Annotated in this window: 23 protein-coding genes and 1 riboswitch; of the genes, 12 read left to right on the forward strand and 11 right to left on the reverse strand. The window is 70.7% G+C overall.

The genetic code is table 11. The annotated features are described in order from the left end of the window. Positions 1-78: 78 nt before the first annotated feature. Positions 79-193, reverse strand: a riboswitch (TPP riboswitch). A 69-nt stretch (positions 194-262) separates the two neighbouring features. Then, positions 263-646 (forward strand): VOC family protein, encoded by a 384-nt coding sequence (locus JNX00_RS05800; protein WP_204744361.1) that lies wholly within the window; start codon positions 263-265, stop codon positions 644-646. A gap of 28 nt (positions 647-674) precedes the next feature. On the opposite strand, the gene JNX00_RS05805 is transcribed toward JNX00_RS05800, so the two are convergent. Beyond that, a complete protein-coding gene (locus JNX00_RS05805) occupies positions 675-1,226 on the reverse strand; it encodes a glycine zipper 2TM domain-containing protein (protein WP_070398981.1) in 552 nt (183 codons plus the stop codon). A gap of 123 nt (positions 1,227-1,349) precedes the next feature. After that, the gene (locus tag JNX00_RS05810; protein WP_070398980.1) at positions 1,350-1,928 is read right to left on the reverse strand and encodes a mechanosensitive ion channel family protein; all 579 of its coding nucleotides are present in this window, start codon (positions 1,926-1,928) and stop codon (positions 1,350-1,352) included. A 53-nt stretch (positions 1,929-1,981) separates the two neighbouring features. Here JNX00_RS05810 and JNX00_RS05815 point away from each other — a divergent pair, with 53 nt between their 5' ends. Then, complete coding sequence (locus tag JNX00_RS05815; protein ID WP_204744362.1) at positions 1,982-2,671, forward strand: phytanoyl-CoA dioxygenase family protein; 690 nt, start codon at positions 1,982-1,984, stop codon at positions 2,669-2,671. Positions 2,672-2,684: 13 nt separating this feature from the next. Here JNX00_RS05815 and xdhB read toward each other — a convergent pair whose 3' ends face one another. Continuing rightward, entirely contained in the window at positions 2,685-4,991 is a 2,307-nt protein-coding gene (gene xdhB, locus JNX00_RS05820) for a xanthine dehydrogenase molybdopterin binding subunit (RefSeq protein WP_204744363.1), read from the reverse strand. Continuing rightward, the gene (gene xdhA / locus JNX00_RS05825; protein ID WP_204744364.1) at positions 4,988-6,475 is read right to left on the reverse strand and encodes a xanthine dehydrogenase small subunit; all 1,488 of its coding nucleotides are present in this window, start codon (positions 6,473-6,475) and stop codon (positions 4,988-4,990) included. The genes xdhB and xdhA overlap by 4 nt, the downstream gene beginning before the upstream one ends. A 155-nt stretch (positions 6,476-6,630) precedes the next feature. Here xdhA and JNX00_RS05830 point away from each other — a divergent pair, with 155 nt between their 5' ends. The 10 genes from JNX00_RS05830 (at position 6,631) to guaD (ending at position 18,119) form a co-directional block, all read left to right on the forward strand. After that, the gene (locus tag JNX00_RS05830; protein ID WP_070398976.1) at positions 6,631-7,587 is read left to right on the forward strand and encodes a LysR family transcriptional regulator; all 957 of its coding nucleotides are present in this window, start codon (positions 6,631-6,633) and stop codon (positions 7,585-7,587) included. Continuing rightward, entirely contained in the window at positions 7,584-9,137 is a 1,554-nt protein-coding gene (locus JNX00_RS05835; RefSeq protein WP_204744365.1) for an ABC transporter ATP-binding protein, read from the forward strand. The genes JNX00_RS05830 and JNX00_RS05835 overlap by 4 nt, the downstream gene beginning before the upstream one ends. Beyond that, a complete protein-coding gene (locus JNX00_RS05840; protein WP_204744366.1) occupies positions 9,124-10,179 on the forward strand; it encodes an ABC transporter permease in 1,056 nt (351 codons plus the stop codon). The genes JNX00_RS05835 and JNX00_RS05840 overlap by 14 nt, the downstream gene beginning before the upstream one ends. 100 nt (positions 10,180-10,279) lie before the next feature. Then, positions 10,280-11,200 carry an ABC transporter permease gene (locus JNX00_RS05845; protein WP_204744367.1) on the forward strand — a complete coding sequence of 307 codons (921 nt, stop codon included), beginning with the start codon at positions 10,280-10,282 and terminating at the stop codon, positions 11,198-11,200. Positions 11,201-11,290: 90 nt separating this feature from the next. Further along, positions 11,291-12,445 (forward strand): BMP family ABC transporter substrate-binding protein, encoded by a 1,155-nt coding sequence (locus JNX00_RS05850; RefSeq protein WP_204744368.1) that lies wholly within the window; start codon positions 11,291-11,293, stop codon positions 12,443-12,445. A gap of 63 nt (positions 12,446-12,508) precedes the next feature. Beyond that, complete coding sequence (locus JNX00_RS05855; RefSeq protein WP_204744369.1) at positions 12,509-13,504, forward strand: aromatic ring-hydroxylating dioxygenase subunit alpha; 996 nt, start codon at positions 12,509-12,511, stop codon at positions 13,502-13,504. A 2-nt stretch (positions 13,505-13,506) separates the two neighbouring features. Continuing rightward, on the forward strand, positions 13,507-14,517 hold the full coding sequence (locus tag JNX00_RS05860; protein ID WP_204744370.1) for an adenosine deaminase: 1,011 nt from the start codon (positions 13,507-13,509) through the stop codon (positions 14,515-14,517). A gap of 170 nt (positions 14,518-14,687) precedes the next feature. Next, positions 14,688-15,551, forward strand: a complete 864-nt coding sequence (locus JNX00_RS05865) for a hypothetical protein (protein ID WP_204744371.1) — start codon at positions 14,688-14,690, stop codon at positions 15,549-15,551. Between the two features lie 107 nt (positions 15,552-15,658). Continuing rightward, positions 15,659-16,756, forward strand: coding sequence for a BMP family ABC transporter substrate-binding protein (locus JNX00_RS05870; protein WP_204744372.1), 1,098 nt, complete (start codon positions 15,659-15,661; stop codon positions 16,754-16,756). Between the two features lie 79 nt (positions 16,757-16,835). Further along, positions 16,836-18,119, forward strand: a complete 1,284-nt coding sequence (guaD, locus tag JNX00_RS05875) for a guanine deaminase (protein ID WP_204744373.1) — start codon at positions 16,836-16,838, stop codon at positions 18,117-18,119. A 57-nt stretch (positions 18,120-18,176) separates the two neighbouring features. Here guaD and JNX00_RS05880 read toward each other — a convergent pair whose 3' ends face one another. The 7 genes from JNX00_RS05880 to JNX00_RS05910 form a co-directional block, all read right to left on the reverse strand. After that, the gene (locus JNX00_RS05880) at positions 18,177-20,120 is read right to left on the reverse strand and encodes a metallophosphoesterase (RefSeq protein WP_204744374.1); all 1,944 of its coding nucleotides are present in this window, start codon (positions 20,118-20,120) and stop codon (positions 18,177-18,179) included. A 153-nt stretch (positions 20,121-20,273) separates the two neighbouring features. Next, positions 20,274-21,272 (reverse strand): cytochrome d ubiquinol oxidase subunit II, encoded by a 999-nt coding sequence (locus JNX00_RS05885; RefSeq protein ID WP_204744375.1) that lies wholly within the window; start codon positions 21,270-21,272, stop codon positions 20,274-20,276. Between the two features lie 18 nt (positions 21,273-21,290). Beyond that, positions 21,291-22,652, reverse strand: a complete 1,362-nt coding sequence (locus JNX00_RS05890; protein ID WP_070398965.1) for a cytochrome ubiquinol oxidase subunit I — start codon at positions 22,650-22,652, stop codon at positions 21,291-21,293. 25 nt (positions 22,653-22,677) lie between these two features. Beyond that, a complete protein-coding gene (locus JNX00_RS05895; RefSeq protein WP_070398964.1) occupies positions 22,678-23,268 on the reverse strand; it encodes a GbsR/MarR family transcriptional regulator in 591 nt (196 codons plus the stop codon). 113 nt (positions 23,269-23,381) lie between these two features. Continuing rightward, positions 23,382-24,188 carry a heme ABC transporter ATP-binding protein gene (locus tag JNX00_RS05900; protein WP_083293144.1) on the reverse strand — a complete coding sequence of 269 codons (807 nt, stop codon included), beginning with the start codon at positions 24,186-24,188 and terminating at the stop codon, positions 23,382-23,384. After that, entirely contained in the window at positions 24,185-25,201 is a 1,017-nt protein-coding gene (locus tag JNX00_RS05905) for an iron ABC transporter permease (protein WP_239478322.1), read from the reverse strand. Before JNX00_RS05905 ends, JNX00_RS05900 begins: the two co-directional genes overlap by 4 nt. A gap of 88 nt (positions 25,202-25,289) precedes the next feature. Further along, positions 25,290-26,180 (reverse strand): ABC transporter substrate-binding protein, encoded by an 891-nt coding sequence (locus JNX00_RS05910; RefSeq protein ID WP_070398962.1) that lies wholly within the window; start codon positions 26,178-26,180, stop codon positions 25,290-25,292. Between the last annotated feature and the right edge of the window lie 6 nt (positions 26,181-26,186).

The raw sequence follows: 26,186 nt of genomic DNA on the forward strand, positions 1-26,186 counted from the left end.
GTGTGCTCCGGAGGACCGCCGGGCGGGAGTTCATGCCGGGCACCCGTGCCGCCATGGGGCGGTGGGCTGGCATGCCGCTCATCTCGGCTGCGCTCTTCTTTCGCCGGTACTAGCCGGATCAAGTTCACGGGTTCGGCCTTTCAGCCATCTCAGCGCCGGGCCTTCACAGGCCGGGGCACCCCGGAGCAGAGGGGAGTGTACGCCGGGGCCCGGTGTGGGCATAGTGAAAGCCCTTCCACCGATCGATTGCAAGGAGACCCGCATGAAGAACAACCCCGTGGGCTGGTTCGAGATCTATGTGCAGGACATGCCGCGCGCCAAGGCCTTCTACGAGGCGGTGTTTCAGGGCGCGCTGGAACCGCTGGGCAACCCCGCCCCCGGCGAACCCCTGGATATGTGGGCTTTTCCGTCCGTGAGGGACGGCTACGGCACGCCCGGCGCGCTGGTGAAGATGGCGGGCATGCCTTCCGGCGGCAACAGCACGCTGGTGTACTTCGTCTGCGACGACTGCGCCGTCGAGGCGGCGCGCGCCAAGGCCCACGGCGGCTCGGTCTTCAAGGACAAGATGTCCATCGGCGAGTACGGCTTCATCGCCCTGGTGAGCGACACCGAGGGCAACCTGATCGGCCTGCACTCGATGCGTTGAACACCCGCGCAAGCGCGGGTGGGGCCGGTCAGGAACGCGCGGCGGCCGGTGGCGTGGTGTCCACCTTGCCGTCCTTCACCGGCAGCGTGGCGCCGGGCTTGAACGAGGTGCGCACCGTGGCGTCCTGGCCGTCGAGGCGGTAGGTCACGTCGTAGCCGGAGAGCTTCTGCGACTTGTCGTTCACCGTTCGGCAGCGGCGTTCGGTGGTCGTCACCGTGTCGTTTTGCTGCATGCGCTTTTGCACCTGATTGCCCGCGTAGCCCCCGGCGGCGGCGCCGGCCACGGTGGCCACGGTCTTGCCGGAGCCCTTGCCGATGGTGCTGCCCAGCAGGCCACCGGCCAGACCGCCCACCACGGTGCCGGCGATGCGGTGTTCGTCTTTCACAGGCGCCTGGCGCTGCACGGCCACGTTCTCGCACACCTCGCGTGGCGTGTTGACGGTGGTCATCACTTCCTTGACCGACACCACCTCGGCCAGCTTGGGTCTGGCGAGGGTCTGGTAGCCGCCGACGGCACCGGCGCCCAGCACCACCATGGCGAGTCCGCCGATGGCGATGCCCTTGATCATTGATGTGTCCATGTGGCTCACTCCTTTGGCCGCGAGTCTGCGGCGCTGGCCAGGGGCGCCTGTAACCACCGGTTTCTGGCGCGCGGGAGTGGAAACAGATCGGTAACGGGCTTTACGAAGCGGCCGGCTGGCGGCTCAGTCCAGCAACGATCCGAGCACCGGCTGCTGGCTTTTGCGCAGGCGCGTGGTGCGCTGGAAGAACAGGCTGTTGGGAATGCGCAGGTGCGTGGGCTCCTTGCCGTCCACAGGGTCTTCCTTCAGGGTGGTGTAGACGAGGTTGATGTCCAGCACCTCGCCGGCCAGGCCGGGCTTGTCGCCGCCTTCCAGCAGCTCGATGTGGTCGTGCAGGCCGAACGGCCGCGTGGTGAAGATCAGCACCGAACAGAAGATGTTGGAGAGCACGCTCCAGGCCGCGAAGAAGGCGATGGCGCCGACGGTGACGAAGCCCGTGAAGCCGGCCCAGATGACGCCGGCCGACACGCCCAGGCGATCGAGGATCCACAGCAGGGCGGCGCCGCTCAGCAGCAGCGTGACCAGGCGCTTGCTGCCCACGGTGAAGTCCAGCGGCAGGTTCTTCTCGGCGGCCAGCCGGGTGATGAAGCGGTGCAGCAGGGAGCGCAGCAGCATCGCGACGAGGACGATCACGACGATCTGCAGGGCGATGGTGATGGCTTCGATCCAGGGGTGGGCCCAGTCGGGGAGGAAGGGTTTCATGTCTGTCGGGTCGCTTGCGGGAGGGGCGGGTCATCCGTTAGTGTCGGCGATCGATGACGCCCGACCAGGTCCACAGTTTCAACGACAGGGGCATCGTGCGACTGGACGGCTTTCACGCCCGGGGCGTGGCGCCCGTGCGGCAGCGCGTGCTCGACGAGCTCCGGCGCCTCACCGGCGGCAAGGGCCTGCCGCGCGCGGTGCAGGGGCTGCCGGTGTTTCAGCAGATCGGCAAGCTGTCGTCCCTGGTGAAGGTGCCCGGGGCGCACGGGGCGCTGGTGACGCCAGCCCTGATGGCGTGCATCGGCCAGCTGTCCGGGCGTGCTGCGCCTGTGCCGCAGCCGCTTCAGCTCTTGTTGTCGCCGCCGCAGCAAGGGGCCTGGCGCCTGGACGGCCTGAACTGGCACGTGGATGTGGTGGCCGATCCCCCCGGGCGCCTGCCGGGCATCCAGGCGTTTTTCCTGATCGACGATGTGGCGCCTCACGGCGGCGCGACGCTGGCGCTGGCGGGATCGCATCGGGCGGCGGCGCAGCGCGGCGCCGACGGGGTGTCGCTGCGCGAGGCGCTGCGTTCAACGGCGGATCGGGCGGCGCGGCTGCAGGCGCTCGGGGTCGACGTCGTCGAGATGTCCGGGCGCGCGGGCGATGTCTACCTGATGGACATGCGCCTCTTGCACACGCCGTCGATCAACGCCACCCGGCAGATGCGCCTGATGGCGACGACGCGCTGCCTGTTCGGCCCCTGAGGGCGCCGCCGCGTCAGCCGCCCAGGGCCTTCAGAACCTCTTCCGCCGTCCCCGGTGCGTTCATCGCCTCGGGGTCGCCGCCGGCCTGCGCCACCGCGTCCCGCAGCGCTTCGTAGACGCTGATCGCCAGCATGAACGGCGGTTCGCCCACGGCCTTGCTGCCGTGCACGTTGTCCTCGCGGTTGGCTTCGGGCCAGAGGTCGATGTTCCAGCGCGGCGGCAGGTCGCCCGCGGTGGGGATCTTGTACGTGCTGGGGGCGTGGGTCTGCAGGTAGCCCTTGTGGTTCCACACCAGCTGCTCGGTGGTGAGCCAGCCCATGCCCTGGATGAAGCCGCCCTCGATCTGGCCGATGTCGATGGCCGGGTTGATGCTGTGGCCCACGTCGTGCAGGATGTCCACGGCCAGCACGCGGCTCTCGCCGGTGAGGGTGTCGATGGCGACTTCGCTGCAGGCCGCGCCGTAGGCGAAGTAGTAGAAGGGCCGCCCCTTCATGGTCAGCTTGTCGTAGTGGATCTTGGGCGTGCGGTAGAAGCCGTCGCTCCAGAGCTGGATGCGGTTGGCGTAGGCCGCGTTCACCACGTCCTCGAAGCGGCGCGTGCTCTTGGGGGTGATCACCTCGCCGCCGAGGAAGCGCACCGCGCCCGCGCCGCAGCCGTCCTGGCCGGCCACGAAAGCCGCGAGGTTGTCGCGCACGTGGCGCGCGGCGAACTGCGCGGCGCGGCCGTTCAGGTCGGTGCCGCTGCTGGCGGCGGTGGCGCTGGCGTTGGGCACCTTGCTGGTGTCGGCCGCGGTGGCGATGACGCGCTCGAAGGGCACGCCCAGCTCATCGGCCACCACCTGCGCGACCTTGGTGTTCAGGCCCTGGCCCATCTCGGTGCCGCCGTGGTTCACCATCACGCTGCCGTCGGTGTAGACGTGCACCAGTGCGCCCGCCTGGTTGAACAGGGTGGCGGTGAAGCTGATGCCGAACTTCACCGGCGTGAGCGCGATGCCTTTCTTGATGACCGGGCTGCGGGCGTTGAAGGCCTCGATGGCGGCGCGGCGGCGTTCGTAGTCCGCGCTGCGCGCGAGCGCCGTCATGAGCGGTTCGAGGATGTTGTCCTCCACCTTCATGTCGTAGTGCGTCTGGTCGCGTTCGCCAATGCCGTAGAGGTTGCGCAGCCGCACCTGTAGCGGGTCGAGGCCGAGGTGGCGCGCGATGTCGCCCAGGATGCGCTCGATGGCGATGACGCCCTGCGGCCCGCCGAAGCCGCGGAAGGCGGTGTGGCTCTGCGTGTTCGTCTTGCAGCGGAAGGAGTGAATGGCGACGTCTTCCAGGAAGTACGCGTTGTCGCAGTGGAAGATGGCGCGGTCGGCGACCGGGCCCGAGAGGTCGGCGCTGAAGCCGCAGTTGGCCAGCATGACGATGTGCAGGCCGCTCAGGCGGCCGTCGCCGTCGAAGCCCACGCGGTAGCGGTAGGCGAAGGGGTGGCGCTTGCCGGTGACCATGAAGTCGTCGTCGCGGTCCAGCCGCAGCTTGACCGGGTGGCCGGTCTTGCGCGCGGCCAGCGCGGCCCACACGGCCAGGTGGCCGGCCTGGGTTTCCTTGCCACCGAAGCCGCCGCCCATGCGCCGGCACTCCACCGTCACCGCGTGGTTGGGGACACCCAGGGCGTGCGCCACCCAGTGCTGCACCTCGCCGGGGTGCTGGGTGCTGCTGTGGATCCACCACTGGTTCTGCTCCAGCGGCAGCGCATAGGCGATCTGGCCTTCCAGGTAGAAGTGCTCCTGGCCGCCAACCTCGAATTCGCCGTCCAGGGTGTGCGGCGCGCGCGCCAGCGCGGCGGCGGCGTCGCCGCGCGCCACGTGCACGGGCGGCAGCACATAGCTTTTGAGCTCGTGCGCCTCGTGCACGCTCAGCACGGGGTGCAGGGGCTCGATGCGGGGCTTGACCAGGCGGGCGGCGCGGCGTGCGGTCATGGCGTCGTCGGCCACGATCAGGCCCATCACCTGGCCCAGGAACTGCACCGAGTCTTGCGCGAACACGGGCTCGTCGTGGCCGAAGGCGGCGAGGATGGGGTCGCCGGGCACGTCGGCCGCGCCGACAAAGGCACGCACGCCGGGCAGGGCGAGGGCCTCGGCGGTGTCGAAGCCGCTCAGGCGGCCGTGGGCCACGGGCGAGCAGACGGGCGCGGCGTGCAGGGTGCCGCGCACCTCGGGGATGTCGTCGATGTAGGTGGCGGCGCCGGCCACCTGGGCGCGCGCACTTTCATGGAAGCGCGAGGCGCCAGCGGCGCTGGTGGTCTGGCGCTGCAGCAGGGCGGTGTCGGGGGCGTTCATGCCAGGGCCTCCAGGTCCAGGGTTTCCAGCCGCAGGCCGCGCTGGCCCTGCTGCGCCAACCAGTGGCGGCGCAGCAGGTTGCCCAGCACCGCGCGGCGGTAGTCGGCGCTGGCGCGCATGTCGCTGATGGGGCGGAACTCGTCGCGCAGCACGGCGCTGGCGGCCATCACGGTGTCTTCGTTCCAGGGCTGGCCGGTGAGCGCCGCCTCGGTCTGGGGCGCGCGCACCGGCGTGGCGGCCACGCCGCCGGCGCCGATGCGGGCTTCGCGCACCACGCCGCCGTCGATGCGCAGCTTCACGGCCAGGCAGACGGCCGAGATGTCGTCTTCGAAGCGCTTGCTCACTTTGTCGACCTGCAGGCACTCATCCGGCGAGGGGCGCGGCACCTTGATCCAGCAGAGCAGTTCGTCCGCCCGCATCACGTTCTGGCGGTAGCCGGTGTACAGGTCTTCCAGGCGCAGCTCGCGGTGGGCGATGGCGCGCCGCTTCGTGTCCCAGCGCATCAGCACGACGCTGGCGCCCAGGGCGATGAGCAGCGGCATGCTGTCGCCGATGGGCGAGCCGTTGGCCACGTTGCCGCCCAGGGTGCCGGCGTTGCGCACCGGCAGGCCGGCGAAGCGGTGGGCGAAGGCGGCGAGCGAGGGCCGCTCGGCCACCAGCGCGGCGTAGGCCTGCGTCAGGTTCACGGCGGCGCCGATGGCGATGTGGTGCGGGTAGGTCTCCACGCGGCGCAGCTCGGCGGCGCCGGTCACGTCGAGCAGTCGGGGGTAGCGCTGGTGTTGTTTGGTGATCCACAGGCCGACGTCGGTGGTGCCGGCCACCACCTGCGCCTCGGGGTGGGCGGCGCGCGCCTGCAGCAGGGCCTGCAGGCTGGCGGGGCGCTGGTAGGGCGCCTCGGGGTCGGGTTGGCCCAGGGTGCGCAGGCCGCGCAGCACGGCGGCCTCGTCGACGCGGGCGCCGGCCGGGCAGGGCAGCTGGCCCATGCGCGCGGCGGCGTCCAGGATGGGCCGGTAGCCCGTGCAGCGGCACAGGTTGCCCGACAGCGCGGCCTGGGCGGCGGCGTGGTCCACGCCCTGGCCACCGCCGGTGTGTTCGTACAGGGCGAACAGGCTCATGACGAAGCCCGGGGTGCAGAAGCCGCACTGGCTGGCGTGGCACTGCACCATGGCTTCCTGCACCGGGTGGGCCTGACCGTCGACGGCCAGGTCTTCCACGGTGAACACCGCCTGGCCCTGGACCGAGTGCGCCAGCTTGATGCAGGCATTGACGGCCTGCAGCTGGAGCCGCCCGTCCACCGCTTCGCCCAGCACCACGGTGCAGGCGCCGCAGTCGCCCTCGCCGCAGCCCTCCTTGGTGCCGGTGCAGTGCAGGTCCTCGCGCAGGACCTGCAGCAGGGTGCGGTCGGGCGGCACGGCGGGCAGGGTGACGGGCTGGCCGCGGCGCAGGAAGGTCAGGGGCTGGGCGGGCGAATTCTGGACGGACATTGACAATCTCCGCGCATGGCGCTACGAGGCGAGCGTCTTCGGGCGGCCGGGCGACGCTCATGCGGGCCAGCATACCCATACCGGCACGGCACGTCATATGCTTGGGCGTATGCCGCCAATGCCTTCCATCCGATGCCACTGAACCCGACTGCGCCATGAAATACGGCCCCATGTTCGAGCGCATCGACCTGCACCTGATCCGTGTGCTGCACACCGTGCTCACGGAGCGCAGCGTGTCGCGGGCGGCCATCAAGCTGGGCATGTACCAGCCGGCGGTGAGTGCCGCGCTCAAGCGCCTGCGCGAGCTGGCCGGCGACCCCCTGCTGGTGCGTTCGGGCGCCGGCATGGTGCCCACGGTGGCCGGACTGCGCATGATCGAGCCGGCCGCCGACATCCTGCGCAGCGCCGAGGTGCTGTTCTCCGACGCCCGCGCCTTCGACCCGGCCACCGCCTCCCACGTCTTCAGCCTGGCCGCCAGCGACTACCTGGACCCGCTGTTCCTGCCCCAGCTGGTCACCCAGATCAAGGCGCAGGCGCCCAACGCCAGCATCGACATCCACCCCTTGTCCAGCGACGCCGACTACCGCAACCACCTGGCCCAGGGCACGGTGGACGTGGTGATTGGGAACTGGATGCGCCCACCCGAGGACCTGCACCTGGGCCGCCTGTTCGGCGACGAGGTGGTGAGCCTGGTGGCCAAGCACCACCCGGCGGTGCGCCGTGGCTGGGACGCCGAGGCCTGGCTCAGCGCCGAGCACGTGGCGCCCACGCCCACGCACCCGGGCGCGCGCGGCGTCATCGACGAGCACCTGGCCGGCCTTGGCCTGACGCGGCACATCACGGCGCGCTGCCCGCATTTCGGACTGATCCCGGCCATGGTGGCGGGCAGCCTGCTGGTGCTTACCACCGGTCGGCAATACTGCGAACGTTTCACGGCGCAGTTGCCCGTGACCATCCTGACCCCGCCCGTGAGCTTCCCCCGCATGATGTATTACCAGCTCTGGCACGAGCGCACCCACGCGTCCAAGGCGGGGCGCTGGCTGCGTGACCAGGTCAAGTCCGTCGCCGCCTCGCTGCGCGCGAGCGAATCCACCCGCGCCGAGGCCGCATGAGCGAATTCCCCTCTCTACGACTCGAACTCAGCGGCATCACCAAGCGCTACCCCGGCGTGGTGGCCAACGACGGCGTCTCGCTGAGCGTGCGCCCCGGCGAAATCCACGCCGTGCTGGGCGAAAACGGCGCCGGCAAGTCCACGCTGATGAAGATCATCTACGGCGCCGCCAAGCCCGACGAAGGCGCGGTGCGCTTCAATGGCCAGGCCGTGCACGTGCGCGACCCGCGCGAGGCGCGCGCCCTGGGCATCAGCATGGTGTTCCAGCACTTCAGCCTGTTCGACACCATCACCGTGGCCGAGAACGTCTGGCTGGGACTGGACCGATCCTTCTCGCTCGCGCAGGTGCGCGCGGCCATCCGCGCCAAGGCGGGCGAGTACGGGCTGGACGTGGACCCCGAGCGCCCGGTGCACACCCTGTCCGTGGGTGAGATGCAGCGCGTGGAGATCATCCGCGCGCTGCTCACCAACCCGCAGCTGCTGATCCTGGACGAGCCCACCTCGGTGCTCACGCCGCAGGCGGTGGACAAGCTCTTCGTGGTGCTGCGCCAGCTGGCGGCCGAGGGTTGCAGCATCCTCTACATCAGCCACAAGCTGCACGAGATCCGCGAGCTGTGCACCGCCTGCACGGTGCTGCGCGGGGGCAAGGTCACCGGCGTGTGCGATCCGCGCGAGGAAAGCAACGCCTCGCTCTCGCGCCTGATGATCGGCGCCGAGCCGCCCGAGCTCACGCACCGGCCGCTGCACGCCGGCGAGCCGGTGCTGCGGGTCAACGCGCTCACCCTGGCCAGCGACGACCCCTTCGGCACCGCGCTGCAGGACGTGGCGCTGAGCGTGCGCGCGGGCGAGGTGGTGGGCATCGCCGGCGTGTCGGGCAATGGCCAGGGCGAGCTGCTGCGCGCGCTCTCGGGCGAAGACGTGCGCGCCCCGGCCGGCAGCGTGCGGCTGGGCGAGCGGGACGTGGCCGCGCTGGGCCCCGCGAGGCGGCGCGCCCTGGGCCTGCATTTCGTGCCGGAGGAGCGGCTGGGCCGCGGCGCGGTGCCCACGCTGTCGCTGGCGCAGAACCTGCTGCTGTCGCGGCGCGATGCGGTGGGCCGTGGTGGCTGGATCCGCGTGGGCGCGCTGCGGCGCCAGGCCGCGGACATCATCGAGCGCTACAGGGTCAAGGCCAACGGGCCGGACGCGGCGGCCAAGTCGCTGTCGGGCGGCAACCTGCAGAAATTCATCGTCGGGCGCGAGATCGAGGCCAGGCCCAAGCTGCTGATCGTCAGCCAGCCCACCTGGGGCGTGGACGTGGGGGCGGCGGCGCAGATCCGCGGCGAGATCCTGGCGCTGCGCGACGCCGGTTGCGCGGTGCTGGTGGTGAGCGAAGAACTGGAGGAGCTGTTCGAGATCAGCGACCGCCTGCACGTCATCGCCAAGGGGCGCCTGTCGCCCAGCCTGGACCGCGCGGACGCCACGGTGGAGCGCATCGGCGAATGGATGTCGGGCCTGTGGACCGGGCGCGAGCGGGACAACAACCAGAAGGAGACCGCGCATGCTGCGGCTTGAAGCCCGTCCTCAGCCGTCGACGATGTGGGGTTACGCCTCGCCGCTGCTGGCGCTGGCCATCACGGTGCTGATCGGCATCGCCCTGTTCGAGGTGCTGGGCAAGGACCCGGTGCGCGGCCTGCAGGTGTTCTTCTGGGAACCCATCAAGAGCGGCTACGCCCTCTCCGAGCTGCTGGTGAAGGCCACGCCGCTGCTGATCATCGCCCTGGGCCTGGCGGTGTGCTTCCGCTCCAACGTGTGGAACATCGGCGCCGAGGGGCAGTACATCATCGGCGCGGTGTTCGCGGGGGGCGTGGCGCTCACCGCGGACAAGGGCACCGGGCTGTGGATCGTGCCGGCCGTGATCCTGGCGGGCATGCTGGGCGGCATGTTGTGGGCCGGCATCACCGCGCTGCTGCGCGACCGCTTCAATGCCAACGAAATCCTGGTGAGCCTGATGCTGGTCTACGTGGCGGTGCAGGTGCTCAACTACCTGGTGTACGGCCCCTGGAAAGACCCGGCGGGCTACAACTTCCCGCAGACCAAGACCTTCGAGCGGGTGGCGCAGATGCCGCGCCTGATGGACGGCTCGCGCGTGAACATCGGCCTGCTGTTCGCGTTGCTGGGCGTGGCCGGCGTGTGGCTGTTCCTGTTCCGCACGGTCTCGGGCTATGCCCAGACCGTGGGCGGACTGGCGCCCATGGCCTCGCGCTACGCGGGCTTTTCCTCGCGCAAGGCGCTGTGGGTGGCGCTGCTCACCTCGGGTGGCGCGGCGGGCATGGCCGGGGCCTTCGAGGTCGCCGGCCCCATCGGCCAGCTCACGCCCTACGTGCCGGCGGGCTACGGCTTCGCGGCCATCATCGTGGCCTTCGTGGGGCGGCTGCACCCGGTGGGCATTGTTTTTTCGGCCGTGCTCATGAGCATGTTCTACATCGGCGGTGAACTGGCGCAGTCGCGCCTGGGCCTGCCCAAGTCCATCACCGGCGTGTTCCAGGGCCTGCTGCTGTTTTCGCTGCTGGCCTGCGACACGCTCATCGCGTACCGCGTGCGCTGGAAGCAATGACGACCCCCACGCTCCCCTTTGCGGGACGCTGCCCCCCAAGGGGGAGCGGCCGTGCCTTGGGGCGGCCCGGCGGCAGGCCATTCTTCAACAACTGATACCTATGGAATCGTACGCACTGCTCATCGCCGCCACGCTGAACGCGGGCACCGTGCTGGCCATCGCCTCGCTGGGCCTGCTGATCAACGAGAAGGCCGGCATCGTCAACCTGGGCGCCGAGGGCATGATGCTCTGCGCCGCGTTGGCCGGCTTCGCCACCGTGGTGCACACGGGCAGCAGCTGGCTGGGCTTCCTGGCGGGCATGGGCGCGGGCGCGCTGCTCGCGGCCGTCTTCGGCGTGCTGGTGATCTGGCTCAACACCAACCAGTACGCCACGGGCCTGGCGCTCAGCCTGTTCGGCGCGGGTTTCTCGGCCTTCGCGGGCACGGGCTACGTGCAGGCCACCCTGCCCGAGCAGGTGCGCTGGGCCATCCCCGGCCTGGCGGACATCCCCCTGCTGGGCGCGGCGCTGTTCCGCCACCACCCCATGGTCTATGCCTGCATGGCCATGGCGCTGGGGCTGATCTGGTTCCTGTACCGCACGCGCGCCGGCCTGGTGCTGCGCAGCGTCGGCGAAAGCCCCGAGTCGGCGCACGCCCTGGGCTACCCGGTGCGGCGCATCCGCCTGCTGGCGGTGATGGCCGGCGGCGCCCTGTGCGGCCTGGCGGGCGCCTACGTGTCCACTGTGTACACGCCGCTGTGGGTGGAGGGCATGATCGCCGGCAAGGGCTGGATCGCCCTCGCGCTGACCACCTTCGCCACCTGGCGACCCGCGCGCGTGCTGCTCGGCGCCTACCTGTTCGGCGGTGTCACCATGCTGCAGTTCCACCTGCAGGCCATCGGCCTGCAGATCCCCAGCCAGTTCCTGACCATGCTGCCTTACCTGGCCACCGTGGTGGTGCTGGTGCTGATTTCGCGCAACCCGACCTGGATCCGCGTGAACATGCCCTCGTCGATCGGGAAACCGTTCTACCCGGGGTCATAATTTGCGTGTCACTTTGAATACCCCACCGGGGTGGAGCTGCGGCGCCCGCACCGGTCCGATTCACCCAACCGTCGACACCCGAGGAAACCCATGACAGACCTCCACAAGCGTTCCCTGTTCAAGGTCGCCGCGATGAGCGCGCTGGCCGCCGCCGTGCTGATCGGCTGCGGCAAGAAGGAAGAGGCCGCCGCGCCCGCGCCCGCGCCCGCCCCGGCTGCGCCCGCCGCCGCCCCGGCCGCGCCCGAGCCGCTGAAGATCGCTTTCGCCTACGTCGGCCCGGTGGGCGACGGCGGCTGGACCTTCGCGCACGACAACGGCCGCAAGGCGCTGGAAGCCGAGTTCGGCGACAAGATCAAGACCACCTTCGTGGAGAGCGTGCCCGAGAGCGCCGACGCCGAGCGCGTGATCCGCGACATGGCGTCCAACGGCAACAAGCTCATCTTCGGCACCACCTTTGGCTACATGGAGCCCATGCTCAAGGTCGCCGCCGACTTCAAGGACGTGAAGTTCGAGCACGCCACCGGCTACAAGACGGCCGAGAACATGCGCACCTACGACAGCCGCACCTATGAGGGCGCCTACATGGCCGGCGTGATCGCGGGCTCCATGACCAAGACCAACACCCTGGGCGTGGTGGCCTCCATCCCCATCCCCGAGGTGATCCGCAACATCAACAGCTTCACGCTGGGCGCGCAGTCGGTGAACCCGAAGATCAAGACCAAGGTGGTTTGGGTGAACGGCTGGTTCGATCCGCCCAAGGAGACCGAGGCCGCGACCTCGCTGCTCAACGGCGGCGCCGACATCCTGTTCCAGAACACCGACTCGTCGGCCGTGCTGCAGACCGCCGAGAAGGCCGGCAAGCGCGCCTTCGGCTGGGACTCGGACATGACCGCCTACGGTCCCAAGGCCCACCTGGGCTCGGCCGTCATCAACTGGGGCCCGTACTACATCAAGGCCACCAAGGACGTGCTGGAAGGCACCTGGAGCACCGGCGGTGTGTGGTGGGGCCACAAGGAAGGCGCGATCGACATGGTCTCCATCGCCGACGACGTGCCGGCCGAGACCAAGGCCAAGATCGACACCATCAAGGCCGGCCTGAAGGACGGCAGCTTCCACCCCTGGACCGGTCCCATCCTGGACCAGGCCGGCAAGGAAGTGCTGGCCAAGGACCAGAAGGCGGACGACGCCTTCCTGGGGGGCATCAAGTTCTACGTCAAGGGCGTGGAAGGCAAGCTGCCGAACTGAGCGAAAGCCCCCTAAACCGAAAAGGGCTGCCCAAAGGCAGCCCTTTTTGTTTGAATGGCGGCCATGATCGAACGGCAACTCTGGCATCCCGTGGTGGCTTCGCTCACGCTGCGCGAGGCGCCGCTGGCCCGGGGCCTGCTGGGCGAAGCGCTGGTGCTGTGGCGCGAGCACGGCGCGGTGCACGCCTGGGCCGACCGCTGCCCGCACCGGGGCGCCCGCCTGTCGCTGGGGCGCGTGCTCACCACCGTGCAGGGGCCGCGCCTGGAATGCCCGTACCACGGCTGGCAGTTCGAGGCCGGCGGGCGCTGCCGCCACGTGCCGGCCTCGCCCGATTTCCAGCCGCCCCTGGGCCACGCGACCACGGCCTTCGAAGCGCGCGAAGCGCACGGTCTGGTGTGGGTGCGGCTGGACGCGCCGACGGCCGGCTTGCCCGACGCGCCGCCCGCTTTCGCCGAGGCCGGGGACGCCGGCTGGCGCCGAGTGGTCTGCGGACCGTACGCGGTGGCCACCAGTGCGCCGCGCCTGGTGGAGAACTTCCTGGACCTGAGCCACTTCGGCTTCGTGCACGAAGGCTGGCTGGGCGAACGCGGACACGCGCAGGTGCTCGGCGGCGTGGTCAGCGAAAGCCCGCAAGGCCTTCAGGTGCTCAAGGCCCGCGCCTGGCAGCCGCGCGGCTATGCCGAAGCCGGCGGCGGCGCCTGGGTGGACTACGCCTACGAGGTGCCGCACCCCTACGCCGCGCTGTTGCGCAAGGACGCCAGCGATGGCGACCCGGTGCGCAACGCCATCGCCCTGTTCATCCGGCCCGATGGCGACGAGGCCTGCACCGCCTGGTTCGTGATGGCCACGCAGAACGACCGCTCCAGCGACGAAGCGCTGGTCGACTTCCAGGACACGGTGTTCGCGCAGGACCGGCCGGTGGTGGAGTCCCAGACGCCCAAGGCGCTGCCGATCGGCCGCACCGCCCGCGTGGCCGAAGTGCACGGCCCCGCCGACCGCGTGAGCAGCGCCTACCGCCGCTACCTTCAACGACTGGGCATTGCCCTGGGAACCTGCTGACCATGTCGCCTGCCGAACTTGCCGCCCACCTGCCCAAGGCCGAACTGCACATCCACATCGAAGGCTCGCTCGAACCCGAACTGATCTTCGCGCTGGCGCAGCGCAACGGCGTGAAGCTGCCGTACCGCGGCGTGGAGGCCCTGCGCGAGGCCTACGCCTTCACCAACCTGCAGAGCTTCCTCGACATCTACTACGCGGGCGCCAGCGTGCTGCTGCACGAGGCCGATTTCTTCGACATGGCCTGGGCCTACTTCCAGCGCGCCTACGCCGACCGCGTGATCCACGCCGAGCTGTTCTTCGACCCGCAGACGCACACCGCGCGCGGCGTGGACATCGGCGTGGTCATCGGTGGGCTGCAGCGCGCCTGCGAATGGGCGCAGGCCGAGTTGGGCATCTCCAGCCGGCTCATCCTGTGCTTCCTGCGCCACCTCAGCGAAGAAGAGGCCTTCGCCACGCTGGACGCGGCCTTGCCGTACCGCCAGCACTTCGTCGGCGTCGGCCTGGACTCGAGCGAGCTGGGCCACCCGCCGGAGAAGTTCTCGCGCGTGTTCGCGCGCTGTCGCGAACTGGGCCTGCATGTCGTGGCGCACGCGGGCGAGGAGGGGCCGCCGGCCTACATCTGGGGCGCGCTGGACGACCTGAAGGCCGAGCGCATCGACCACGGCGTGCGTTGCCTGGACGACCCCGCGCTGGTCGCCGAGCTGGCGCGCCGGCGCACGCCGCTCACGGTCTGTCCGCTGTCCAACCTCAAGCTCTGCGTGGTGAACGACCTGCGCGAGCATCCGATGAAGCGCCTGCTGGACGCCGGCCTGTGCGCCACCGTCAACAGCGACGACCCGGCCTACTTCGGCGGCTACCTCAATGCCAACTTCGTGCAGACCGTCGAAGCCCTGGGCCTGTCGCGCGAGGAGGTCATCACCCTGGCGCGCAACAGCTTCGAGGCGAGCTTCATCGACGAGGACACGCGCCGGCGCTACCTGGCGCGGCTGGAGGCGGCCAGCGCGCCGCCTTGACGCGCGTCATCCTGCGGCCGGCCGGGTCGGCCTAGAGTGGCCCATCGCATCGCAAGGGGTGAGCCATGCGCGTTGGGCGTGCTCTGTTGTCCGTGGGTCTGTCGCTGGCTCAGTTGTCCTGTGGCGGCAGTGGGGGCTCGGTGCCGCCACCCCCACCGTCGGGCTGGGTCGTGATCGATGCCCCCGCGTCGACCGACACGGTGTGCAACGAGCTTGGCCTGAGCGGCGAGGCCTTCATCAGCCCGACCGATTGGCATTGCTGCGGCGGCTCGGCGGTCGAGATGACCGCGGTCACCGTGACCTGGCGCAATGAGACCTCGGGCGCCGCCGGCACGGCCAGCCAGTCGGTGAAGACGAGCCCCTTCTTGGGCCTGTACGGGCACACCTGGAGCGCCACCGTGCCGCTGGTGCCGGGCACCAACCGCATCGCCGTCACCGCCACCGACACGGCCGGGCTCACCGGCACGGCGCGCCTGGACATTCGCAAGACCGGGCCGTCGTTCGCGCTGTCCGGGCGTGTGCTGAGCGACGGCGGCCTCTGGGGCCTCGGCTACGCGGAGAGCGGGGTGAGCGTGGCGCTGGCCGGTCCCGCCAGCGCCACGGCCTTGCCCATGAGCGGCGCGGCGCGGGGCGACTACGCCCTGAGCTGCCTGCCGCCGGGGCGCTATGCGGTGACGCCGCGGTCCGGGCCGTTCGGCTTCGCCTTCCAGCCGGCCTCGCGCACCGTCGACATCGTGTCCGCCGACGTGGGGGACGTGGACTTCCAGGCGCCGGCCCACCGCCTCTCGGGTGGCGTGAGTTGGGCCGGCAGCGGCTTGCCGAGCACGGCCGATTGGATCACCGTGGGCGCCGGCGCGGCCTCCCTGGTGCGCGCCGTCGACGCTCTCGGGGCCTACGGTTTCGTGCTGCCGGATGGGGCTTACACCGTGACGCCGTCCGACCCGCTGTGCCTGGGGTGTTCGTACACGCCGAGCCAGCGCGACGTGCAACTGCAGGGCGCGGACCAGGCCGGCCTGGACTTCCTGCGCCAGTGAGACGAAGGCCCCGCGGTCGAGGGCCCGCCTACAATACGGCCCCGACGCGATCCGGTGCTTCCCCGGCTCGCGTTTTTTCATCACCGGAAGCCATGTAGAGGAACACCATGTACAAAAACCTCGCGGCCTGGCGCGCCTTCGCGCCGGCATTGGCCGCCGTGTTGGTATCCCCCCTTGTCGCTCAGGCCCAGCCGGTCAAACCGCCGGTGAAGGCCGCCTTCGTCTATGTGACGCCGCTCACCGAGGCCGGCTGGGTGCGCCAGCACGAGCTCGGCCGCCAGGCCGTGCAGGCGGCGCTGGGCGAGCGCGTCCAGACGAGCTACGTGGAGAACGTGGCCGAAGGCGCCGACGCCGAACGCGTGATCCGCGACCTCGCGCAGCAGGGCAACCACATCATCTTCACGCCCAGCTTCGGCTACATGGAGCCCACGCTGAAGGTGGCGCGCGATTTCCCGAACGTGAAGTTCGAGTCCATCACCGGCTACAAGGCCGCGCCCAACGTGGCCACGGCGAACGCGCGCTACTACGAGGGCCGCTACCTGGCGGGCGTGGCGGCGGGCCGGCTGGCCACGCAGGCCGGCTACCTGGCGGGCTTTCCCATTCCCGAGGTGATCCAGGGCATCAACGCCTTCACCCTGGGCATGCGCTCGGTGAACCCGCGCGCCACGGTGAAGGTGGTGTGGCTGGGCGAGTGGTTCAACCCGCCGCGCGAGCGCGACGCGGCCATGACGCTGATGAACCAGGGCGCCGAGGTGCTGGCCTTCCACACCGGCAGCACCGCCGTGATGGTGGCCGCGCAGGAGCGCGGCAAGCTCGCCGTGGCCTACCACTCCGACATGCGCGCGGTGGCGCCCGACGCGCAGGTGGTGGCCGTGACCCACCGCTGGGGCGACTACTACACGCGCCGCGTGAAGGCCGTGCTCGATGGCAGCTGGCGCAGCGAGCAGGTCTGGGGCGGGGTGGCGCAGGGGTTCATCCGCGTCGAGGGCTTCGGCAAGAAGGTGCCCGAGGCCGTGCAGAAAGAGGTGAACGCGCGCCAGGCCGACATGGCCGCCGGCCGCCTGGCGGTGTTTGCGGCGCCCGCCTCGGCCCCGGTGCGCGGCCAGAACGGCCAGACAGTCATCGCGGCCGGGCAGCGCCTGAGCGACGAGCAGATCCTGACGATGAACTGGTTCGTTGAGGGCGTGCAAGGCAGCTTGAACTGAAACCGCCTCCTGCGGCGGGCATAGGCCGCATCGGCGCGGCCGTATGACAGTGTGCGCCGGGCCGTGTAGGCTCCCGGCCATGAATGCCTACCGTGCCAGCCTGCTGCGCTTCGACGAGGACAGCGGCGCCCCCCAGTTCGACGACGACGGCCTGCTGGTGATCGGGCCGGACCACCAAGGCCGTGCCGTGGTGCGCGCGGCCGGTGCACATGGCGCGCTGATCGACCGTTACCCCGGCGTGGCCGTGCACGACCTGCGCGGCCATCTGATCGCGCCGGGCTTCATCGACATGCACGTGCACTACCCGCAGACCGATGTGATTGGCGCGCCCGCCGCCGGTCTGCTGCCCTGGCTGGAGCGCTACACCTTCCCCCACGAATCGCGCTTCCACGACCCCGTTCACGCGCGCGAGGTGGCGCGCTTCTTCTTCGACGAACTGGCGCGCAACGGCGTCACCACCGCGCTCACCTTCGCCACCTCGCACCCGGTCTCGGTGGACGCGGCTTTCGAGGAGGCCCGCGCGCGCGGCCTGCGCTTCATCACCGGCAAGGTGCTGCAGGACCGGCACAGCCCCGAGGGCGTGCGCGACGACACCGAACGAAGCCTGCTCGACACCGAGGCCTTGATCCGCCGCTGGCATGGCGTGGACCGGCTGGGTTACGCGATCACGCCGCGCTTTGCGCCCACCAGCACGCCCGCGCAGCTGCGCGGCGCGGGCGAACTGGCGGCGGTCCACCGCGAGGTCTGGATCCAGTCGCACGTGGCCGAGAACCTCGACGAGGTGCGCTGGGCCCTGGAGCTTTTCCCCAACAGCCGCAGCTACCTCGGCGTGTACGAGGACTTCGGCCTGCTGCGCGAGCGCGCCGTCTACGCGCATTGCATCCACCTGAGCCAGGCCGATCGCGAACGCATGGCGGCCACCGGGGCCGTGGCCGCCGTGAGCCCCACGAGCAACCTGTTCCTGGGCAGCGGCTTCTTCGACTACCGGGCCGCCGACGCGGCCGGCATGGGCTATGGCCTGGCCAGCGACGTGGGCGGCGGCACCAGCTTCTCGCCGTTTCGCACCATGCTGGCGGCCTACACGGTGGGCCGCGAGGGCCAGACCAAGCCGGGATTGAGCCTCTCGCCCGGGCAGCTCTGGTGGCAGCACACGGCGGGCGCGGCGCGCGCACTGGGCCTGCAAGGCGTGGTGGGCAACCTGCAGCCGGGTCATGAGGCCGACTTCGTGGTGCTGGACCCCAAGGCCACGCCACTGCTGGCGCGCAAGACCGCCCAGGCCGACAGCCTGGACGAGTTCCTGTTCGCCCTGATCGTGTTGGGCGACGACCGCGTGGTCGCGCGCACCGTGGTCAACGGCCGCTAGGGCCCGTCCGCGCGGGCGCGGCCCGGCACGGGCGGGCACCCGCCCACCCGCCCGCCGTCAACGCGCCACGATGGCCAGGCGGTCGTCGCGGTTCAGGCGGGCCCAGAAGGCGCCCCGGCCGGCGTCGAAACCCACCACGGTGGTGTTGCCGCAGCTGGCGTTCACGTCGGGGGGCAGGGCCGTGAGGTAGCCGGTCTGGTAGGCCTGCGCGCTCACGCAGCCGGCGTCGGCCAGCGGCACCCAGGCGCGTGCCGCGGTGTCGTAACGGGCGATCGCGCTGTTGGCCGCGGTGCGACCGGCGGGCGCGGTGAACTCGAGCACGTAGCTGTCGCCCACGGTGGCCTCGCTCAGCGCCCAGGCCTTGGTGGCGTGCGTGGGCAGCACCACCGGCGCCTTGCCCAGCTCGGTGCCGTTGCCGTAGCTGCCGGCCAGGCCGGTGTCGGTGGCGATGTCCTTGGCGACGCCGTACGGGTCGATGTAGGTGCCACCCTGCCCGCTGATGCCGCTGACGATCAGCTCGTCGCTCAGGGTGGCCGCGCCCTTCGCCTGCCAGTTCAGCAGTACCTGCTTCTTCAGGTCGATGGTGGTGCCGCGCACCTCCACTTCCTCGTCGGGCGCGCCGACGTTGATCACGCGCGCGCGCTGGCTGTTGTTGAGGTTGGGGCTGTAGCTCTGGTGGCGCTGGAAGAGGTAGCGGTACATCATGGACTCCATCTCCAGGTTGCTGTTCGCGAAGGAATAGCCTGGCGTGGCGCTCATGGTGCGGGTGCGCGTGTCGTGGCGGTTGAAGGTGTTGTTCACGCCATCGAGCAGGCGCGCGCGGCTGCCGCCGGCCGATGTGCAGGGGCTGGTGCGGTACGAGGGGTCGTAGGCGCCATTGCGCTGGATGTCGCTGGGCACGCTGGAGGGGTAGACGGTCTTGGCGCAGCGGTCGCGGGTGCGAACGAAGCGGTCCATCAGCGTCCAGCTCGGGTTGTCCAGCTGCTGCAGCGCGGCGGCGTTGCTGAGCACCGAATGGGTGACGAAGTAGGAGCGGTAGTCGATCGTCGGCCCCGTCACCTCGAACACCGAGGCGTTGACGTCGACGAAGCCGGTGCTGTCGCTCTGCACCTTCATCATCAGGTAGTCCTGGATGCGCTCGTGCTCGCTGAAGCGGGTTTCGTAGCCCTTGTAGGCGGCGTTGCCGGAGATGATCTGCAGGAAGGGGCGGTCGGTGTCGTCGCGGATCAGGCTGCGCGAGTAGTGGTGCTCATGGCCGCTCACATAGATCACGTCGTGCGCCGCGAGCAGCTGGCGGTACTTGTCGTAGGCGTCGCGGAACAGCACGTCGTTCACGATGGAGATGCTGCCGTCGACGATGTTCTCGCGCACCAGGCCGTAGCGGCTGCCGGCGAAGGAGTTGTGCGTCTGCAGGATGATGTGGTCGACCTTGGCCGCGTGCTTGTTGACCATGGCCTCGACGAAGCCGTAGGCGCGCTCGAACCAACCGTAGGAGATGTTGATCAGCAGCACGTTGTCGCGCACCAGCGCGTAGTTTTTGTTGCGGGAGCCGGGCATGTGCTCGGCGTCGGCCGGGATGAGGGACTCGACGGTGTCGTGCCAGTCCTGGTCCGTTCCCTTGGGCTCGTGGTTGCCCATCACGGGCAGGATGGTCAGCTTGTCCTTGTACTGGTCGGCCAGTCCGCGCCACATCGCGTATTCCTGCGGCGTGCCGTTCTCGACCAGGTCGCCGACGGCGAGCACGATCTTCACGCCTTGCTGCACATGGAAGTCGAGCACCGCCTTCATGGGGTGCAGGGCCACGCCGGAGTTGCTGCCCTGGGTGTCGGGCATCACGCCGATCTTGAGCGTGGTTGGTGTCGGGTGGGTGCTGGGTGGCGGGCTGGGCGGGGTGGCGCTGTCGGTGGCGCCGCCACCGCCACCCCCGCAGGCGGCGAGCGTGAGGCTGGCAGCCAGCGCGAGCGCGCTGGCACGGGGTCGGGCATTGTTGTTGGCGAGCATGGAGGTCTTCCGCGTTGTGGTGGTGCCAACGAAAAACTGTTGGCGCACCAATGATCGGGAAGCCCCATGGCATTCGCGTGAATGCGCGGCCGTTCGGAACCGGCGCGGCGCATTCGCCAGGGTGCAGGCCCACCGGCGGGTGGGCCGCCGGACTCAGTTGTAGGTGAGCGGGTGCGCCTTGCCCCAGAAGACGCGGTACAAATAAATCGTGTACACGACGATCACCGGCAGCGTGATCGCCACGCCGATGAAGATGACGGTCAGCGAGCCCGTGGCCGCCGCCGCGTCCCACAGCGTGAGCCGGCCGATCACGATGTCCGGGAAGATGCTGTAGGCCAGGCCGAAGAAGGCCAGCACGAAGATCAGCACGGTGTTCACGAACACCAGCCAGCCATAGCCGGCGTCGATGAGGTTCGGCCGCGTGACCACCCAATGCACGGCGAAGAAGGCCGCCGCGCAGATCAGCGGCACCGGCAGCAGGGCGAAGATCTGCGGCAGGCCGAACCACTTTTCGACCACCGCCGGGTTCACCAGCGGCGTGGCCGCCGAAATGGCCAGCAGCGCCACGCCCATGGGCCACAGGGCGCGGCGCGCCCAGCCCACGGCCCGGTGCCGCAGCTCGCCCTCGGTTTTCATGATGAGCCAGCCCGCGCCCAGCAGCAGGTAGGCCGCGGGCAGCGTGACGGCGATGCCCAGGCTGAACAGCGTGCCGATCGGGCCGGTGTCGAAACCGGTGATGTAGCTGCCCAGCATCCAGCCCTGGGCCATGCTGGCGGCCAGCGATCCGGCGAAGAAGGCGCGGTTCCAGAACGGCAGGTACCGGGTGGGCGCCTTGACGCGAAAGTCGAAGGCCACGCCGCGCAGGATCAGGCCCACCAGCATGACCGCCACCGGCAGGTACAGCGCCTGCAGCACGATGCCGTGCGCCTTGGGAAACGCCACCAGCAGCACGCCCACGCCCAGCACCAGCCAGGTTTCGTTGGCGTCCCAGAAGGGGCCGATGCTGGCGATCATGGTGTCCTTCTGGTCGCGCTCGCCCAGCGGCAGCAGCAGGCCCACGCCGAGGTCGTAGCCGTCGAGCACCACGTAGGCCAGCAGCGCCAGGCCCATCACGGCCATGAAGATCAGGGGGAGGAATTCGGCCCAGGTCATGTGGATCTCCGTCGAGGTTCAGGCGCCGGCCTTGCCCAGTTCGCCATGCGGCGCTTCGGGCGCGTGCTTCACGGGATGCTCGGCCATGTACTTGAGCACGCCCACGTAGGTGATCAGCAGCAGGCCGTAGACGGTGAGGTAGGCCGCGAGCGTGAGCGCCACGTGGCCCGAGGCGATGGTGGTGGCCACGTCGGCCGTGCGCAGCAGGCCATAGACGATGAAGGGCTGGCGGCCGATCTCGGTGACGTACCAGCCCGCCAGCGTGGCCAGCCAGCCCGAGAACGTCATGGCCGCCAGGGTCCACAGCAGCGGGCGCGGCAGCCGGGTGCGCGCGTCGCCGCGCTGCGGCCACAGCTTGTACACGCCCCACAGCGCGACGAGCAGCATCAGCGAGCCCACGCCCACCATGACGCGGAAGGCATAGAACACCGGGGCCACGGGCGGGTGCGCGTTCGGGAAGTCGGCGATGCCCCGCAGCTCGCCCTCCCACTCGTGCGTGAGGATGAGGCTGCCCAGCTTGGGCACCTTGACGGCGTAATGCGTGGTGCCGGCCTTTTCGTCGGGGATGCCGAACAGCGTGAGGGCGGCGCCCTTCTCGGTTTCCCAGACGGCTTCGATCGCGGCGACCTTGGCCGGCTGGTGTTTCAGTGTGTTGAGGCCGTGCAGGTCGCCCACGAAGATCTGCACCGGGGCGATGAGCGCGGCCGCGAACACGGCGGTGCGCAGCGCCTTGTGCGTGCCGCCGGTGGCGCTGCCTTTGAGGAGCTGCCAGGCGCACAGCCCCGCGATGAGGAAGGACGCGGTGAGCCCCGAGGCCAGCAGCTTGTGCGCCAGGCGGTAGGGGAAGGAGGGGTTGAAGACGATGGCGAACCAGTCCACCGCAATGAACTCGCCCTTGACGATCTCGGCGCCCGCCGGCGTCTGCATCCAGGAGTTGAGGCTGAGGATCCAGAAGGCCGAGAACGTGGTGCCCAGCGCGACGAGGAAGGTGGCGATGAGGTGCACGCGCTCGCTCACGCGGCCCCGGCCGAACAGCATGATGCCGAGGAAGCTGGCCTCCAGGAAGAAGGCGGTGAGCACCTCGTAGCCCAGCAGCGGGCCGGCGATGTTGCCGGCCTTTTCCATGAAGCCCGGCCAGTTGGTGCCGAACTGGAAGCTCATGGTGACGCCCGAGACCACGCCCAGCGCGAAGCTCAGCGCGAACACCTTGGTCCAGAAGTAATAGGCCTCCTCCCAGGCCTGTTCGCGCGTGCGCACGAAGCGCAGGCGGAAGAACAGCAGGAACCAGCCCAGGGCGATGGTGATGGTGGGAAAGAGGATGTGGAAACTGATGTTCGCGGCGAACTGCAGGCGCGAGAGCAGCAGGGTGTCGAATTCCATGGCGGGCGCTCCTTCGGGTTCTGGGTCAGGCCGCTTTGCCGGCCTTGTCGCCGCGCGCGGGGGCCTTGCCGGTCAGGCGGTCCTTGATCTCGAGCACACGCGTGACCGTAGCGCCCATGCCCATGAGTTGCAAGGCCGTCTCGGGCGCGAGCTTCTGCACGTCGTCGAACCAGGTCATGAGGCGGTCGATGAGGTCGTGCATCTCGCGCATGCGCTGCTGCGCGTGGCGCTCGGCCTCGGACTTGGGCGTCTCCAGCAGCGCGGTGCGCAGCATGGACAGGGTGGGCTCGATCTCGCGCCGGCGGCGCTCTTCGGCCAGCACGCGGAAGATCTCCCACACGTCCGCCGGCGCCTCGAAGTACTCGCGGCGGTCGCCCGGCTGGTGGCGCAGCCGCACCAGGCGCCAGGCCTGCAGCTCCTTCAGGCCCATGCTGACGTTGGAGCGCGAGAACTCCAGGGTTTCGGCGATCTCATCGGCGCACAGCGCCTGGTCCGAGAGGTAGAGCAGGGCGTAGATCTGCCCCACGGTGCGGTTGATGCCCCAGCGGCTGCCCATCTCCCCGAAGTGGGCGACGAACTCGCGGTTGAGGGGTGGGAGGTGGTCTTGCAGCGGCATGGCCGGCACTGTAGCCGGTTTGGCCTGAAGTTTCAGAAATTACTGAAATTCCAGAATTGGCCTGAGGGCCTTCGCTGAGGGCCGGCGGCCTGGACGGCCCGGCCGGCCGGGCCTCAGGGGGTCATGACGAACTGCGGCACGCCCGCCGGGTCGAGCACCGGGTGGGCCTTGACGCGCCAGACCGCACGCACCAGGTCGGCGGTGAGGGCGTCGGCGGTGGCGCCGTGGGCCACCACCTGGCCATGCGCCAGCACCCACGCGCGGTCGGCGTAGCGCAGCGCGAGGTTGAGGTCATGCAACACCATCAGCACACCGATGCCCTGCTCGCGCGACCAGTCGCGCAGCGCGCTTAGGCTCTGGTGCTGGTGCTGCAGGTCCAGCGCGGCGGTGGGTTCGTCCAGCAGCAGCCAGCGCGGCAGGCCGTCGGCGCAGGGCCGCCAGACCTGGGCCATGGCGCGCGCCAGCTGCACGCGCGCGCGCTCGCCGCCGCTGAGCTGGCGGATGCCGCGCCGCGCCAGCGCCTCGACCGAGGCGCGGCGCATGGCGGCGCGCACGATGGCGGCCTCATCGGGTTCGGGGTGCTGGCGGTGCGGGTAGCGGCCCAGTTCCACCACCGCTTGCGCGGTGAAGTCGAAGGCGGGTACCAGGTCCTGCGGCAGGTAAGCGCGGTGGCGGGCGAAGCCGGCCGCGCTGCCGGTGTGCAGTGGCTGCCCGTTGAGCCACACGCGGCCGGCGTCGGTGCGTTGCAGGCCGCCCAGCGTGCCCAGCAGCGTGGACTTGCCCGCGCCGTTGGGGCCCAGGATCACACCCACCTCGCCCGCGCGCAGCTGCAGGTCGACGCCCTTGAGCACCTCGCGCGCGCCATGGCGCACGCACAGGCCCTCGGCGTGCAGCCGCTTCGGGTCGCCGCCGCCGCTCACAGCGTCCTTGCGTGCGCACTGCGCAGCAGGGCCAGGAAGAAGGGCACACCCACCCCGGCGGTGATCACGCCCAGCGGCAGCTCGGCCGGCGCCAGCGCCGTGCGCGCCCAGGCGTCGGCCACCAGCACCAGGCAGGCGCCGAGCAGGGCCGAGCCCGGCAGCACCCAGCGGTGGTCGGCGCCGGCGAGCAGGCGCACGATGTGGGGCGCCACCAGGCCGATGAAACCGATGGTGCCGGTGGTGGCCGTGACCGCGCCCACCGCGAGCGCCGTGACCACGACGCACAGGCGCTTGAGGCCTTCCACGCGTACGCCCAGCATCACGGCCTGCGCCTCGCCCAGCGCCAGCGCGTTGAGCGCGCCCGCCAGGCGCAGGCCGATGGCCAGCGCGGCGGTGGTGATGCCTGCGACCAGCAGCACCGCGCTCCAGCGCGCGCCGCCGAGGCTGCCGAGCAGCCAGAACTGCAGGTTGCGCAGCTGTTCGTCGGTGGCCAGGAAGTTCAGCAGGCCCAGGCCCGCGCCCGCCAGCGCGTTGACCGCGATGCCGGCGAGCAGCATCAGGCCGACGCGGGTGCCGCCTTCGCTGCGCGAGAGCAGGTAGATCAGGCCCGTGACCGCCAGCCCGCCCGCGAAGGCCATCAGCACCAGCGGCCAGCTGCCCAGGGCGCGCGGCAGCTCGGGGAACCAGGTGGCGCCCAGCACGATGGTGGCGCCCGCCGCCAGCGCCGCGCCGCTGCTCACGCCGATGAGGCCGGGATCGGCCAGCGGGTTGCGGAACAGGCCCTGCATGAGCGCGCCGGCCATGCCCAGCCCGGCGCCCGCGGCCACGCCGAGCAGCAGGCGTGGCAGGCGGATGTTGAAGAAGACCAGTTCGGGCCCGCTGCGCGCGGCCTCGGCGCCACGGCCGAGCGCGCCCCACAGCAGCGGGGGCAGTTCGCGCAGCGGCAGGCCGTAGGCGCCCCGGCCGGCGGCCCACAGCGCGCACAGCGCGAGCAGCAGGCCCAACAGGGCCAGGGTCCAGGGGCCGCGCCGCTGCGCCGGTGGCCAGGGCGAGGCGCTCGCGCGCGCGAGCGTGCTCACGGCATCCTCTTGCGAACGGCGCTCACGCGGCCACCAGGCGCTGGTGCAACTCGCCCACCACGCGGGGCAGGCGCGGGCCGAAGCCCAGCAGTTCGAGCGCGTCCAGGTGCACGAGGGCGCGGCCGCTGTCGCGGCGCCGCCAGGCGGGCGTGAGCGGCAGTTCGGGGCGGCGCCAGAAGGCGGCCTCGCCACCGATGGCGTCCAGGCCCTGCGTGGTGGTGAGGATCGCGTGCGGCGCGGCGGCGGCCATGGCCTCGGCCGTCATCGGGCGGTAGCCCTTGAAACCCGAGAGGGCGTTGCGCGCGCCGGCGAAGCCGATCAGGGCGTGGGCCGCCGTGGCCTCGCCGGCCACCATGGGGCTGCCGCCGTGCGCGAGCACGAACAGCACGCGGGGCGCGGGGCCGGCGTGCGCGCGCACGCGCCGCAAGGCCTGGTCCCATTGCGCGTCCAGCGCGACCAGCAGGTCCTGTGCCGCGCGCGCCTTCGACGCGGCGCGGCCCACGGCCTGCACCTTGCGGCGCACCTCGCCCCAGTCGTGGCTGCTCTCGATCAGATCGACCGTCACGCCGGCCGAGCGCAGCTGGTCGAGCACCACGGGCGGCCCCGCGTCGCCTGGCGCGATGACGGTGTCGGGCCGCAGCGCGAGCAGGCCTTCGGCGGAGAGCTGGCGCAGGTAGCCGACTTTGGGCGTGGCCAGCGCGGCGGCGGGGTAGAGGCTGGTGGTGTCGGTGCCCACCAGCAGGTCCTGCGCGCCGAGCGCGTAGACCACCTCGGTGATGCCGCCGCCCACGGTGACCAGGCGTGGCGCGCGCGGTGGCGCCGCAGCGAAGGCGGGCAGGGCGGTGCCGGCGACCAGGGCGGCGGTGGCGCGCAGCAGCGCGCGGCGGCGCGGGGGGACGCGGGTGGGTGCCATGGCGCG

The organism is Hydrogenophaga sp. YM1 (assembly GCF_016903055.1).
Taxonomy (GTDB): Bacteria; Pseudomonadota; Gammaproteobacteria; order Burkholderiales; family Burkholderiaceae_C; genus Hydrogenophaga; species Hydrogenophaga borbori.